General features: G+C 65.8%; 15 protein-coding genes, 1 tRNA gene and 1 pseudogene. 11 read left to right on the top strand and 6 right to left on the bottom strand.

Going from position 1 to position 12,881, the window contains the following annotated elements; all coding sequences use genetic code 11:
• Nucleotides 1–14: 14 nt before the first annotated feature.
• The gene (locus tag ABIC78_RS14605; RefSeq protein ID WP_354490572.1) at nucleotides 15–1,292 is read left to right on the top strand and encodes a glycoside hydrolase family 130 protein; all 1,278 of its coding nucleotides are present in this window, start codon (nucleotides 15–17) and stop codon (nucleotides 1,290–1,292) included.
• A gap of 43 nt (nucleotides 1,293–1,335) precedes the next feature.
• Nucleotides 1,336–1,782, top strand: a complete 447-nt coding sequence (locus ABIC78_RS14600; protein WP_022677479.1) for a DUF2721 domain-containing protein — start codon at nucleotides 1,336–1,338, stop codon at nucleotides 1,780–1,782.
• Nucleotides 1,783–1,829: 47 nt separating this feature from the next.
• Here ABIC78_RS14600 and ABIC78_RS14595 read toward each other — a convergent pair whose 3' ends face one another.
• The 3 genes from ABIC78_RS14595 to ABIC78_RS14585 all read right to left on the bottom strand — a co-directional run bounded on the left by ABIC78_RS14595 (nucleotide 1,830) and on the right by ABIC78_RS14585 (nucleotide 4,322).
• Nucleotides 1,830–2,138: a polyhydroxyalkanoic acid system family protein gene (locus ABIC78_RS14595; RefSeq protein ID WP_022677478.1), complete on the bottom strand. Its 309-nt coding sequence runs from the start codon at nucleotides 2,136–2,138 to the stop codon at nucleotides 1,830–1,832.
• A complete protein-coding gene (locus tag ABIC78_RS14590; protein WP_354490484.1) occupies nucleotides 2,135–2,914 on the bottom strand; it encodes a hypothetical protein in 780 nt (259 codons plus the stop codon). Before ABIC78_RS14590 ends, ABIC78_RS14595 begins: the two co-directional genes overlap by 4 nt.
• 193 nt (nucleotides 2,915–3,107) lie before the next feature.
• Nucleotides 3,108–4,322, bottom strand: a complete 1,215-nt coding sequence (locus tag ABIC78_RS14585; protein WP_054132067.1) for a toxic anion resistance protein — start codon at nucleotides 4,320–4,322, stop codon at nucleotides 3,108–3,110.
• A 182-nt stretch (nucleotides 4,323–4,504) separates the two neighbouring features.
• On the opposite strand from ABIC78_RS14585, the gene ABIC78_RS14580 reads away from it, so the two are divergent.
• Complete coding sequence (locus ABIC78_RS14580) at nucleotides 4,505–5,248, top strand: SDR family NAD(P)-dependent oxidoreductase (protein WP_354490481.1); 744 nt, start codon at nucleotides 4,505–4,507, stop codon at nucleotides 5,246–5,248.
• A gap of 153 nt (nucleotides 5,249–5,401) precedes the next feature.
• Here the strand turns inward: ABIC78_RS14580 and ABIC78_RS14575 are convergent, their stop codons facing one another.
• Complete coding sequence (locus ABIC78_RS14575) at nucleotides 5,402–7,159, bottom strand: fatty acyl-AMP ligase (protein ID WP_054132069.1); 1,758 nt, start codon at nucleotides 7,157–7,159, stop codon at nucleotides 5,402–5,404.
• A gap of 193 nt (nucleotides 7,160–7,352) precedes the next feature.
• On the opposite strand from ABIC78_RS14575, the gene ABIC78_RS14570 reads away from it, so the two are divergent.
• From ABIC78_RS14570 to ABIC78_RS14555, 4 genes and pseudogenes are all read left to right on the top strand, one after another.
• Complete coding sequence (locus tag ABIC78_RS14570) at nucleotides 7,353–7,931, top strand: RecX family transcriptional regulator (protein WP_354490480.1); 579 nt, start codon at nucleotides 7,353–7,355, stop codon at nucleotides 7,929–7,931.
• Nucleotides 7,915–8,436: a DUF192 domain-containing protein gene (locus ABIC78_RS14565; protein WP_028657556.1), complete on the top strand. Its 522-nt coding sequence runs from the start codon at nucleotides 7,915–7,917 to the stop codon at nucleotides 8,434–8,436. Before ABIC78_RS14570 ends, ABIC78_RS14565 begins: the two co-directional genes overlap by 17 nt.
• A gap of 116 nt (nucleotides 8,437–8,552) precedes the next feature.
• The gene (locus ABIC78_RS14560; RefSeq protein ID WP_022675162.1) at nucleotides 8,553–8,966 is read left to right on the top strand and encodes an NADH:ubiquinone oxidoreductase subunit NDUFA12; all 414 of its coding nucleotides are present in this window, start codon (nucleotides 8,553–8,555) and stop codon (nucleotides 8,964–8,966) included.
• Nucleotides 8,966–9,385 (top strand): annotated as a pseudogene (locus ABIC78_RS14555) (DUF2155 domain-containing protein); the annotation flags it as partial. The gene ABIC78_RS14560 and the pseudogene ABIC78_RS14555, both read left to right, overlap by 1 nt.
• Before the next feature lie 35 nt (nucleotides 9,386–9,420).
• Here the strand turns inward: ABIC78_RS14555 and aat are convergent.
• Entirely contained in the window at nucleotides 9,421–10,227 is an 807-nt protein-coding gene (gene aat / locus ABIC78_RS14550) for a leucyl/phenylalanyl-tRNA--protein transferase (RefSeq protein WP_309806160.1), read from the bottom strand.
• A 69-nt stretch (nucleotides 10,228–10,296) separates the two neighbouring features.
• Between aat and ABIC78_RS14545 the strand changes: the two genes are divergently transcribed.
• A tRNA-Trp gene (locus ABIC78_RS14545) sits at nucleotides 10,297–10,372 on the top strand.
• 82 nt (nucleotides 10,373–10,454) lie between these two features.
• On the opposite strand, the gene ABIC78_RS14540 is transcribed toward ABIC78_RS14545, so the two are convergent.
• Nucleotides 10,455–11,009, bottom strand: coding sequence for a hypothetical protein (locus ABIC78_RS14540; RefSeq protein ID WP_062787784.1), 555 nt, complete (start codon nucleotides 11,007–11,009; stop codon nucleotides 10,455–10,457).
• Between the two features lie 493 nt (nucleotides 11,010–11,502).
• Between ABIC78_RS14540 and secE the strand changes: the two genes are divergently transcribed.
• From secE to rplK, 3 genes are all read left to right on the top strand, one after another.
• Nucleotides 11,503–11,697 (top strand): preprotein translocase subunit SecE, encoded by a 195-nt coding sequence (gene secE, locus ABIC78_RS14535; RefSeq protein ID WP_022675304.1) that lies wholly within the window; start codon nucleotides 11,503–11,505, stop codon nucleotides 11,695–11,697.
• Between the two features lie 30 nt (nucleotides 11,698–11,727).
• Complete coding sequence (gene nusG, locus ABIC78_RS14530) at nucleotides 11,728–12,264, top strand: transcription termination/antitermination protein NusG (protein ID WP_022675305.1); 537 nt, start codon at nucleotides 11,728–11,730, stop codon at nucleotides 12,262–12,264.
• A gap of 181 nt (nucleotides 12,265–12,445) precedes the next feature.
• Nucleotides 12,446–12,877 (top strand): 50S ribosomal protein L11, encoded by a 432-nt coding sequence (gene rplK / locus ABIC78_RS14525; protein WP_022675306.1) that lies wholly within the window; start codon nucleotides 12,446–12,448, stop codon nucleotides 12,875–12,877.
• The last annotated feature ends 4 nt before the right edge of the window (nucleotides 12,878–12,881 follow it).

Raw genomic sequence — 12,881 nt, 5'->3', positions numbered from 1 at the left:
GGGTGGGCAATGGCCTGCGCATTCTTGAGCAACGGCTTCATGCCGATCCGTCACGCGTCGTGCTGCGGCCCTTTCATCTGGGCTGGCAGGGCGGCGCGGGCGGCGGCTCGCGTGCGGCGCGCCTGGTAGAGGATGTCCTGTCGCTGGGCGAGGCCGAGGCGGCCGAGGAATATGCCCGCGTCCTCCACGATTTCGAGGAACGCCACTGGCAGACGGAGCAGCTGTTCGAGGAACGCTATGCCGAAGTGCGCCAGGCGCTCGACCTTGACGATGATGCCATTCCGCCCGTGCGCCGGCGCCTGATCGGCGCCTATTTCTGCCACGAATATACTTATGCTGCGGCAGCCTTGATGAACCCGTCGATCGTGCCCCATCCCGATCAATCGGGGATGCTCGATGGCGCGGTGCGCTTTGTCATGAGCCTGCGCGCGGTGGGCGAGGGGCACATCAGCTCGATCGTGTTCCGCGAGGGCGTGGCCAATGCGGATGGCAGCTTCCAGCTGTGGCCGCAAAGCGCGTTTGCCACCGCGCTGCTGCCCGATGCCAGCACTCCGCCCACCGATGACGGAATAGTGGCCCTGCATCGCCATTCCGAAAGCACGCTGTCGAACAGCGTGATCTTCCCCGTGACCGAGCAGCAGCGCGGCGGCTTGGAAGACCTGCGGCTGGTGCGGTTCGATCATGGCGGCGGCGACTACGAATGGATCGGCACCTACACCGCCTATTCGGGCAGCTCGATCCGCTCGGAGCTGCTGCGCACGCGCGATTTCCGCCGCTTCGGGCTTGAGCCGATCCAGGGCCGCGCCGGGCGTAACAAGGGCATGGCCCTGTTTCCCCAGGCGATCGACGGGCGCTATGCCATGGTCGGCCGCCAGGATGGCAAGAACCTGTTCTTGCTCCGCTCAGACCGGCTGGATTGCTGGGACGATGATGGCGTCTTGCTGATGGAGCCGAAATTCCCGTGGGAATTCGTGCAGATCGGCAATTGTGGTAGCCCGATCCTCACCGATCAGGGCTGGCTTCTGCTCACCCACGGGGTGGGCGCGATGCGCAAGTATGCGCTGGGCTGCGCGTTGCTCGATCGCGATGATCCGTCCCGCGTCATTGCCCGCAGCAAGGTGCCGTTGCTTACCGCCATCGATGCCGATCGCTACGGCTACGTGCCCAACGTGGTCTATACCTGCGGTGCGCTGATGGTGGAGGACAACCTGTTGGTGCCCTACGGTATTTCCGATAGCGCGGTGGGTTTTGCCACGATCGGCGTGGATGATATCCTCGATCTGATGGAATGACCGTGCTTGCCAGTGCCGCGTTCTTGGCCGCAAGAGGGACGGCATGATCGCGCAAACCATCCAGCTGTCGCTCGCCCCAGTCTTCGTGCTGGTGGCGATCGGCAATATCATGAACATCCTGACCACCCGGCTGGGACGCATCGTCGATCGGTCACGCCACTTGCAGCAGCTGCATGCCGAGACGACCGGCGTGGCGCACGATGCCGTGGTGGTGGAAATGCGCTATGTTGATCGGCGCATCCAGCTCATCGGCCGCGCGCTCCTGCTGTTGGTGCTCTCGGGCCTGGGCATCGGGGTGACAGTGGGTTCGCTGTTCTTCAACCAGATCACCGGCATCGCGCATCTGGGCGATGTCACGGCCACCACGTTCTTCATCGCCATTGCGCTGTTGATGGTGGCGCTGATCTATCTGCTGCTGGAAACGCGGCTGGTCGCCAGCACCCTGCGCCTGCCGCCCGAGTTTCTCGAACTGGAACGCAAGGACCTGTGAACAATCGCTGCCGAACGCGCGAGGTTCGGCAGCGATCTGGCCCCGTATCAGGCCAGCAGCTTTTCGCCCTTTTCGCGGATCATCCCCTCGATCATGCCACGGGCAAAGCCAAGCCCGGCGGGAATGTCCACGTCGAACAGCACCTGGGTATCTTCCAGCGTCACCTGGCTGGGGATGGTAAAGCCCATGGCCGATACCGTCATGGTCAGGTGATCGGCATCGTTCCACTGCGTTTCGACCTGGGCCATGCCGCCGATCAATTCGCTGGCCTTGCCCGAGGCATCGCCCAGGCGGGCCTGCATGCGCGCGCGGACCTCGTCCTTGCCAAGGGAATGGGGCAGGGCAATTTGCATCATGTCTTCTCCACTGGCGGAACAAGGCGCACGGGGAGCGCGCCGTTGTCGGCCAAAGCATCGCCTTCCAGCGCATCGCCATAGCGATAGTCAAGATAGCGGCCGCGAACGGCCAGGGCATCGATGTCTCCGGCGGCAAGCTGGCGGGTAATCTGGTCGATCTCGCCACTGATGCGGGCCAGGCCATCGGCCAGTTGCTGATCGGCATTGCGGCCGCCGCGCTCTTCCTGGCGCAGATGGGTCGGGATGCGCCGCCAGCTTTCGACCATGCCGGGCAAGTGTTCGCCCACCAGGCTGCGCACTTCGGCCACGGCCGGCTGGCTGGCATCGATCCCTTCCAGCTGCGCGCCCAGCCCATCGAGCTGCGCGCCGATCTGATCCACCAGCCGCACCGCCGGGGCGGGCAGGGCCGGTGCCTGCGCTTCCAGCCAGAGCTGGGTGCGGCCCACCATGGTGCGCACGTCACCCCGGTTGATCGTGGCAAGGTCCGGCACCTTGAGCCGGGGATAGGTGGCAAAGAACCCCACCACGCCGATCACCGCCAGCACCGTCAGCAACAGCCCTACCAGGCCGATCCCGTCGATCACCAGGCCCAGCGCCATGGCAGCCACCAGCACCACGCCTACCGCCATCGCGATGCGCGCGGCTTTCCTGGCGACATGCTGCCGCTTGAGTTCGGCCGAGCGCAAGCCGATCGACCGCCGCCGTCCGCCGGCGCGCTGGTGCGCCAGGCTGGCGCGCGCGGCGCGCAGGATTTGGTCGGATTGCGATGCAGTCATGGTTTGGCCTGTGTTGAGGACGTATGGGTTCTGGGTTTCCACCACCCCCCGACCCCCTCCTCTGAAGAGGAGGGGGAGAAGAACGGTAAAAGCCCTTCCTCTGACGAAGACGGGGAGAAAGGACGCAAAAGCCCCCTCCTCTTCAGAGGAGGGGGGTGGGGGTGGTGGATGCCACCGGCAAGGTACGAAATGATCACCCCTCCAGGCTCAGCAGCGAGGGTGCACTGGCCTGGGTGGTGTTCTTGGCCGCGCCTTCGGCCCGGGCGATATAGCCCTTGGACTTTTCCACCTCGCCCGACAGCGTGTCGACCGTCTGCTTCATGGCGTCGAGCGCCTTGAGCTTGAAGGTATCGATCGTGTCCATCGTGTCATAGATGTTCTGGAACGCGCGCTGCAGCGTTTCCAGCGGGATCGTGCTCGACGCCGCCATTTCGTGGATGCGCCCGGTCTGCTCGCGCAGCAGCTTGCCGGTGGAATCGATGATGTTGGCCGTGGTGGTGTTAAGCGCGGTGATCTGTTCAAGCACCAGGCGCTGGTTGGTCATCGCCTGCGCCACGGTCACGGCGGTGCGTAGCGCGGCCACCGTGGTGGTGCTGGCGCGGTCCACGCCCTTGACCAGTTCGACATTGTTCTTCTTGACCAGGTCCAGCGCCAGATAGCCCTGCACGGTCACCGCCATCTGCGTCAGCAGATCCTGCAAACGCTGGCGGGTATAGAACAGCGCGCTCTCGCGGATCGCCTTGGCCTTGGCCGGGTCGGTATGATCGAGATCGGCGGCGGCATCTTCCAGCTTGGTATCGAGCAGGCGGGCGATGGTGATCATCTGCTCCAGCTGGCCCATCCCCTCCCACAGCTTCTGCCGCTCCACATCGATCGCGGCATTGTCCATCAGCAGCTCGTCCTTGCCGGCTGCCAGGCGTTCCAGGATCGCCTTGATGTGCCCCTGGGCCGAGACATAGCCATCGAAATACTTCTTCATGCTGTTGCCAAAGGGGATGATGCCCAGGATCTTGCGCCCGGAAGACAGGTTGCCCTTGCGCGCCGGGTCAAGCTCTTCGATCGTGCGGCGCAGCTGCGCCAGATCGGCACCGACCCCCGAATCCTTGTCCATCGCGCGGATCGGGCGATCGAGGAAGCGGTTGGACATGCCCGCCGCCTGGGCGATTTCCTTACGGCCCATCGCCGTCAACTGGTCCACCCGCTTGCCGAATTCGGGGCTGGCCGCGTCCTGGGCCAACAGTTCGGTGACAAAGGCGTCGGCCTTGGCTTCCAGCTTGCCACGCGTTTCCTCGGCCACGGGAACCAGCCCGGCGGCCTGCTGCGGGGCAACCACCGGCACGGGATCGGGCGGGGTCAGCGTAATACCGGGCGCCTGCTCTGCGGTGGTGGTCGAAGGGGTCGATGCCATGACGCGGTCCTGTCTTTTCCTCTGCGGATCGGGTGTTTGCCCTCCGCGCGTGGAAGATGGCCCCGGCCCGCGCGCTGCGCAAGGCGCTATTCCGATGAACGGCCCATGCGTTTCGCCCGGCGGCGCAGGCGTGCCCTTTCTGCCCGCTCGACAGCCAGAGCCATGCCGCGCAGGCTTTGCCCATGACAGTACACGATGAGCAAGCGCGGGGCCGCCATGTGGCAGTGTTCGGCGCATCGGGCGGCATCGGCGCCGCACTGGTGGCGGCGCTGGCGCGGAAAGACGATGTTGCCGTGGTCCATGCCGGCGCCCGCCGCCCCGTTGCCGCCACTCCCAAGGTACGCCCCTTCACCTTTGATTATGAAGAAGAAACCAGCGTGGCCCAGGCGTGCACCGCGCTGGCGCGGCACGGCCCGCTGGACCTGGTGCTCGTCGCCAGCGGGCAGTTGACGCTGCCTGATGGTACCGCGCCGGAAAAGAGCGTGCGGTCCCTGGCCAAGGCATCGCTGGCCCAACAGTTTGCGATCAATACGATCGGCCCGGCGCTGATCATGGCCCATGTCCCGGCCCTGCTGTCCCGCGATCGGCGCGGGGTCTTTGCCGTGCTCTCGGCGCGGGTTGGTTCGATCTCCGACAATCGCCTGGGCGGCTGGCACGGCTATCGCGCGGCCAAGGCGGCGCTCAACATGCTGCTGCGCGGGCTGGCGATCGAACTGGCCCGCAGCCATCCGCAGGCCGTGGCCGCCGCGCTTCATCCCGGCACGGTGGATACAGCGTTGTCTGCCCCGTTCCAGCGCGGGGTGAAGCCCGAAAAGCTGTTTAGCCCAGATTATTCGGCCGGTGCCCTGCTGCATGTGCTGGAGCGGCTCGGCCCGGCCGACAGCGGCAAGCTGTGGGCGTGGGATGGGGCGGAAATTCCGTTTTGAGCTGAGCTACAAGCCCTCCCCCCGACCCCCTCCCGCAAGCGGGAGGGGGAGAAGGTCTAGCTCCCCTCCCGCCTGCGGGAAGGAGGCAACCATAAGCTCCCCTCCCGCTTGCGGGAGGGGTTGGGGGAGGGCATGTTCCCCCCAAAAAACCGATCAAGCCGCCAGGCTATAGGGCTCGATCTCGCCCGACAGGTACAGCTTCTTGGCCTTGGCGCGGCTCAGCTTGCCCGAGCTGGTGCGCGGCAGGGTGCGCGGTGGCACCAGTTCGACCACGCAGTTCATGCCGGTGATCGAGCGTACCTTGTCGCGGATCTGGTCGCGCAGCTTCACCCGTTCTTCCGGGTCCGACACGCGACAGTGCACCAGCACGGCCGGGGTTTCCTCACCATTTTCGGTTTCCACCGAGAACGCGGCAATGTCACCCTGGTGGAAGCCGGGCAGCTGTTCCACTGCCCATTCGATATCCTGCGGCCAGTGGTTCTTGCCATTGATGATGATCATGTCCTTGGCGCGGCCAACGATGAACAGGTAGCCCTGCGCGTTGACGTAACCCATGTCGCCGGTGTCGAGCCAGCCGTCGACCATGCAGGCCGCGGTCGATTCGGGATCGCGGAAATAGGAGTGCATCACCGAGGAGCCGCGGCACCACACCTTGCCGATGTGGTGGTGGGCCAGTTCTTCGCCATTCTCGCCGCGAATCGCCACTTCCATGCCCAGCACCGGCACGCCGCAGTTGACGATGGCGCGATAGCGGGCCGGGCGCGACAGGTCGCGCGGGCTGCCCGACAGGCGCTCTTCCTCCACCAGTTCCACGCGGATGCCTTCGCCCGGCGGCATGACCGTGACGGCGAGCGTCGCTTCGGCCAGGCCATAGCTGGGCAGGAAGGCGCTGGCCTTGAACCCGGCATCAGCAAAGGCATTGACGAAGCCCTGCATCACGTCGGGGCGGATCATGTCGGCGCCGTTGCCGGCCACGCGCCAGCGCGACAGGTCGAACCGGTCGGCCACGCTGGTCTGGCTGGAAATGCGGCGGGCGCAGATGTCATAGCCAAAGGTCGGCGAATACGACAGCGTGGTGCCCTGGTTGCGGCTGATCAGGTCGAGCCAGGCGAGCGGGCGGCGGGCGAAATCCTCGGTCTTGAGGTAATCGACCGAAACCTGGTTGGCGATCGGCGAGAGGAAGCAGCCGACCAGGCCCATGTCGTGATACCACGGCAGCCAGCTGACGCAGCGATCGCCGTCGCCAATGTCCATGCCATGCGAATGGCCGGCCAGGTTGGCGAGCAGCGCGCGGTGGGTGACGGCCACGCCATGGGGAAAGCGGGTCGAGCCGCTGGAATACTGCAGATAGCAGATCGCGTCGGGATCGGCGGTGGGCAGTTCGCCATCGGCCAGCGCGCCTTCGTCGAACGCAGCCCAGCTCAGCCCCGGGCAACCCTGGCGCGCGGCGGCCTGTCCGCACATCTCGGCCAGTTCGCCGGGATAGACCAGCAGGCACGGATCCGAGCTGGCCAGCTGCACGGCGAGCTGGTCGATATAGTTTTCCTTGCCGCCAAAGCTGGTGGGCAGGGGCAGCGGCACTGGCCAGGCACCGGCATAGACCGCGCCGCAGAACAGCGCGGCAAATTCCGGGCCGGTTTCGGCGATCAGCGCCAGCCGGTCACCCGGCTTGACCCCGCGCGCCACCAGGCGACGGGCCGCAACCAGCGCATCGCTGCGCAGCTGGGAAAACGGATAGACCTGCGTGAGCGTGCCGCGCGGATCGTGGAAGTTGAACCCGCGCTCGCCCTGGGCGGCATAGTCCAGCGCATCACAGAACGTGGCAAAATCCGCATAACGGCGCGGCTGCGCATCGTCGTTTGGCGTTGGAACAAGAGCCATCTTCTCTGCGACGGCGGCCGTAACGGTCATGCGGTACCCCAGGTATGGAACAAGATATCGGTCTTAAAACAGTCGGTCTGTGCCGCCACTTCCGCCCAAGGCAGTGAATGGTGGCTGACTGGCTGCGGCTCCTTGCGTGGGCAGCGCCTTGGCGCAAGCCCCCATGGTCAAGAAACCGTAACCCGAGGTTCTCATTTAGTCCGGAGTGTGGCACGAATATGGCGTGAACCGCCCTGATGTACCAGATCGTCGCACACGGCGGCCTCCTCGTCCGCTCGATGCGGCGCTGCTCGATGAACTGGCACTGGGTTACGTCGCCCGCTTTGCCACCAGTACCGGCAAGCTGTCGGCCTATCTCAACCGCAAGCTGCGCGAACGCGGCTGGGATGAAGATGCGCCCAGCCCGCCCGATGTGGCCGCGATCATCGCGCGCATGGCCGAGGCGGGCTATGTCAGCGATGAAGGCTATGCGCGCATGCGCGGCGCCAGCTTGCGCCGGCGCGGGCTGGGGGCGCGGCGCATTGCCCAGGATCTGGGCCAGGCAGGCATCGCGCCCGATCTGCGCGAAGAGGCGATGGGTTCGGCCCAGCAGGCCCGCGCCGCCGCGCTCGCCTTGGCGCGCAAGCGGCGGCTGGGCCCGTTCGGCCCGCGCGATGACGATGGGCGGATCGACCCGGCCGTGCGGGAAAAGCAGGTGGCCGTGTTCCTCAGGGCAGGGCACCCCCTTGCCATGGCGCGCGCGCTGGTGAATGCAGCGGGCGAACGCGAAGCGGAAGATTGGGTTTATGACGCAGACGATTAAGACCGGGATGATGGGCGCGGCACTCGCCCTGGCACTGGGCATCATGGCCTGTTCCCCGGCCACGGCCGACGCCGGCCATCACAAGTCCGATGCGATGCCCGCGCCCACCGGCGCGGTTGGCGTCCATCCGATCTCGGGCCTCAAGGTCATTCCCCTGGCGATCGCCACCAAGGGCGGCACCCACCAGTTTCGCGTGGAAGTGGCCGTGACCGGCGAGGAACAGGAAAAGGGCCTGATGTTCCGCACCGCGATGGGCGCGGACGAGGGCATGATCTTTCCGATGGACCCGCCGCGCATGGCCGCGTTCTGGATGAAGAACACGGTGATCCCGCTCGACATCATCTTCATCGGCCCCAACCACCGCGTGCTCAACGTGGCGGCCAACGCCGTGCCCTATGACCTGAGCCCGCTACCCTCCACCGGGCCGGCGGCGGCCGTGCTCGAACTCAATGGCGGGCGCGCCGCGCAGATCGGGCTCAAGCCCGGTGACAAGATCGCCTGGTAAACGCCTGAAGGGATCGTCGGCAACGCAGGTGCAACAGCACCCTTGCCGACTCCCCCTTGCAGGGGCTAGGGGCAAGGAAACCCGCTGCGGCGGGCGGCAACTGGAACAAGAGCTTCATGAGCATTCTCGGCAAGATCTTCACCTGGTGGGACGGCGCCACCTTCGGCACCCTGCTCGACAGCGCCCGCAATGGCGAACTCGTGGGCCACGATGCCCAGGGCAACAAGTATTACCGGGCCAAGAAGCCGTATCCCAAGGGACATCCGTTCCAGGGCCGCGAGCGTCGCTGGGTGATCTATAACGGTGCCAACGACGCCAGCCGCGTGCCGGCCGAATGGCATGGCTGGCTGCATGGCACGCTCGACGGCGTGCCGGAAAGCAACCTGCCGCCGCCGCGCATCTGGGAAGTGGAATTCACCCCCAACGCCACGGGCACGGCCGCGGCCTATCGCCCGCAGGGCGCGCTGGAACGCGGTGGCCATCGCGCCGCTGCCACCGGCGATTACGAAGCCTGGTCGCCCGAAGGCTGATGCCTGCCCGCCGCGCGCTGTCGGTTGCGGTCCTGCTGGCCGGCGGCACGCTGTTGCTGGCCGGCTGCAACCACCGCGAGCCGGCCGAAACCGCCCCTCCGGGCGAGGCGACAGCCGCCGCGCCGATGCCGGCGGCCAGCGGCGCGGCCGAAAGCGATTACGGCACCCCGGTCAAAGACCGCGTCGCCACGCTGGGCTTCCTCAACAAGCGCAACAACATCACGCAGGACATCGTGCTGCGTTCGGGCGAGGCGCGGCGCATCGGCAATGCCATCGTGCGCCTGGGCACGTGCGAGCGCACCGCGCCGTGGGAAGACCCGGCCGAAACCGGCGCTTTCGTTCAGCTGTTTGTCGAAGAACGCGCCACAACCGAACAGAAGCTGACCTGGCACAAGGTCTTTTCCGGCTGGCTGTTCAAGAATTCGCCGTCGCTCAACGTCGTCGAGCATCCGGTCTATGATGTCTGGGTCAAGAACTGCGCGATGAAGTTCCCCGGCGAGGAAGACAGCCCAGCCTCGGCCGCTGCGGCCAAGAGCGCGGCAAAGCCTGCCGGCAAGCCCGCCGCCGCCCCTGCGGAAGAGCCCGATGACAACGCCCCGGCCGATGATGCCCCGGTGATGGAAGACGGCGGCACGCCTGCCGATTCGCCCACGCAGTAACGCCCCGCGTCGTCCAGCCGGGCAAGATAATCGGCCTGCGGGATTTCCACCGCCCCCAGCGAGGCCAGGTGCGGGGTGGAAAACTGGCAATCGAGCAAGACCACGCCGGCATGGCGCAGCGCCGCGACCAGCCAGGCCAGCGCCACTTTCGACGCATCGCTTTGCCGGCTGAACATGCTTTCGCCGCAGAATACGCGGGCAAAGCCCACGCCATAAAGCCCGCCCACCAGGGTGCGCTGGCCGTCTGGCCCGGTTGCCCAGGTTTCGATCGAATGGGCATGGCCCAGGGTGTGGAGCGTGCGATAGCTTTCGCGGATACGCTGCGAAATCCAGCTGTCCTGCGCGCCATCGCGCGGGGCCGCGCACGAATCGATCACGGCATCGAACGCGGCGTTGCAGGTGACGGTAAAGCGCCCCCGGCGCAGCGTGCGCGCCAGCGAGTGCGAGCAATGAAAGCCATCGAGCGGCAGGATCGCGCGCAGGCGCGGCTCCACCCAATAGACATCGGGATCGTCGCGGCTATCGGCCATGGGAAAGATCCCGGCGCGATAGGCCCTGAGCAGCAGATCGGGCGGAATGATGGAATTCACAGGTTGCAACATGATCGTTGAAAATCTTCATCCGCCGGTTGCGCTGCCCGCGTCAACCCATTAAGGGGCCGTCACGAGCACAGGAGCGTAGCTCAGTTGGTAGAGCATCGGTCTCCAAAACCGAGGGCCGTGGGTTCGAGTCCCCCCGCTCCTGCCATCACCACCGCGTGATGGCCATGTGTTGAAAAGAGGCCGCAACCCGTTTGGGATGCGGCCTTTTTCATTGGTTCACCGCCGTTTCACAGCCCGCCCGTGGTGCCGCTGGCAGCACCACCCGTGGTGGTGCCCGCGTGGCCGGCCCGGCTTCCCGTGCTACCCGCCGCGCCGCCGCCCAGGGTCGATCCCCCGGTGGCGCCGGTCATCGCCCGGCCCATCGGATCGACCGGGCTGCGCAGCGTGCTGCCCAGCGCGCTTTGCGCTGTGCCGGTTGCGCCGCCCTGGCCGATCGTGGTGCGGCGGCTGGTGCCAAAGCCGCCGGCCATGCCGGTGCTGTTGAGGCTGGTGGCTGCCGGATCGGCAGGCGTGCCCGGCTGGGGCCGGCCCGTACCGTCGCCGCCGGGAGAGCGCACTGGGCCGATGGCGGGGCTCACCCCGGTCATCGGGCCGATGCCGGCGCCGATCGTCGCCCGGCTGCTCACCCCCGGCGGGGTGCCCGGCAGCGGCGTGCGCGAAGTGGTGTCGGTGGTGGCCTGCTGGCCCATGGCTGGAAGGCTGATGGCGGTGCCCAGGATCAGGGCAGCGGTTGCGGCAATGGCGCGCATGGTCGGGCACTCCTTGAGGATGCGTTTGCTCACCTTAACGGATCAATGCCCGCTCGTATCCGAGTCTTTTACGCTGGCGCGCAGCAGGCGCCTTGGGTGCTAGGCGGCGTGGACCAATTCCACAGCGCCACGGCTGGAGGCAAAAACCGCCAGTTCAAGGAGGCGAGGAGGCGGAATATCGGGAATATTGCGCGACGAGCCGATGCGGGAATGGCGGTTTTTGGTCCAGCCCCAAAGGGGTTGCCCTATAAAAGGCCCTGGCAGCGTTGCTCGGCCTTGCAAGAGGCCCACTCTTGCTTCGTCCTCACGCCTCGCCAGGGCCTTTTATAGGGCAACCGTGGCGTTGTGGAATTGGTCCACGCCGCCTAGCCAGCCTGCACCCTTGCCAAGCGGCGCGCTTGGCCCTAGATACGGCAAACTTTCCGACATCGGAGCCCTGACCTGCCCCTCCCGGACCTGTCCGGGGCGGCGATGGCCCCTAGGCGGAAGGGACGAGATTCATTCAGGCAGCGAAGGCAGCACGGCTATGGCCAAGACCAGCCCCGGCGAATTCTTCAATCAGGTGAAGGCAGAGGCGCGCAAGGTGGTGTGGCCCACGCGCCAGGAAACCACCACCACCGCGATTTTCGTGGGCATCATGATGCTGATCCTGGCGGTGTTCTTCCTGGGCATCGACAGCGTGTTCGGCATGATCGTGCAGTGGCTGCTCAAGCTGGCCTGATCCACAAACCTTCGTACAAGAGACCCACTTATGGCCCGCTGGTACATCATTCACGCCTATTCCGGCTTTGAAAGCAAGGTCCGCGAATCGATCATCTCCGAAGCCGAGCGCATCGGCCTGTCGCAGCTGGTCGAAGCGGTGGAAGTGCCCACCGAAACCGTGACCGAAGTGAAGCGCGGCAAGAAGATCTCGGTCGAGCGCAAGTTCATGCCCGGTTACGTTCTCGCTAAGCTGGCGATGAACGACGACATCTATCACCTGGTCAAGAACACGCCCAAGGTGACCGGCTTCCTCGGCCACAATGGCAAGCCGCAGCCGATTTCCGAAAAGGAAGCCGCACGCTATTTCGGCGCGCGCGAACAGGCCGCTGCCCAGCCCGCCCGCCAGGTTGCCGTCGATTACGAAATCGGCGATTCGGTCAAGGTCAACGCCGGTCCCTTCGCCACGTTCAACGGCGTGGTGGAAGAGCTCGATTTCGACAAGCACCGCGTCAAGGTCTCGGTGTCGATCTTCGGCCGTGCCACCCCGGTGGAACTCGGCTTCGACGAAGTCGAACTGGTCAAGTAAGCACCAGCTTTTGCCGGGCGCGGCCGTTTCTGGTTGCGTTTCCAGCCTTGCCTGCTAAGGGCGCCCACTTCGCGGCGGGTTTCGTGCCCGCCCGATTCCGCGCGGTAGAGCAGTTTCGGCCGCTCGTTATCACCGCTTACTCTGCGGGGCACATGCCCCAACAGGATGAAAGGAGGCCATCATGGCCAAGAAGATCGAAGGCTATATCAAGCTGCAGATCAAGGCCGGCGAAGCAAAGCCTTCGCCGCCGATCGGGCCCGCGCTGGGTCAGCGCGGCGTCAACATCATGGGTTTCTGCAAGGAATTCAACGCCGCCACCCAGGAAGTGGAAAAGGGCACGCCGCTGCCGACCGTGATCACGGTCTATGCGGACCGCTCGTTCACCTTCGTGACCAAGACTCCGCCCGCCACCTTCTTCATCAAGCAGGCCGTGGGTATCAAGTCGGGTTCGAAGACCCCGGGCAAGGCTTCGGCCGGTACCATCAAGCGCTCGCAGCTGGAAGAAATCGCCCAGGCCAAGATGAAGGACCTGAACGCGAACAGCATCGAACAGGCCGCCAAGATCATCGAGGGCTCGGCCCGTTCGATGGGCCTGCAGGTTGTGGAGGGCTGATACC

It is taken from the genome of Novosphingobium sp. 1529 (assembly GCF_040544855.1).
Taxonomy (GTDB): domain Bacteria; phylum Pseudomonadota; class Alphaproteobacteria; order Sphingomonadales; family Sphingomonadaceae; genus Novosphingobium; species Novosphingobium capsulatum.
This window is presented reverse-complemented; position numbering and strand designations above follow the sequence as displayed.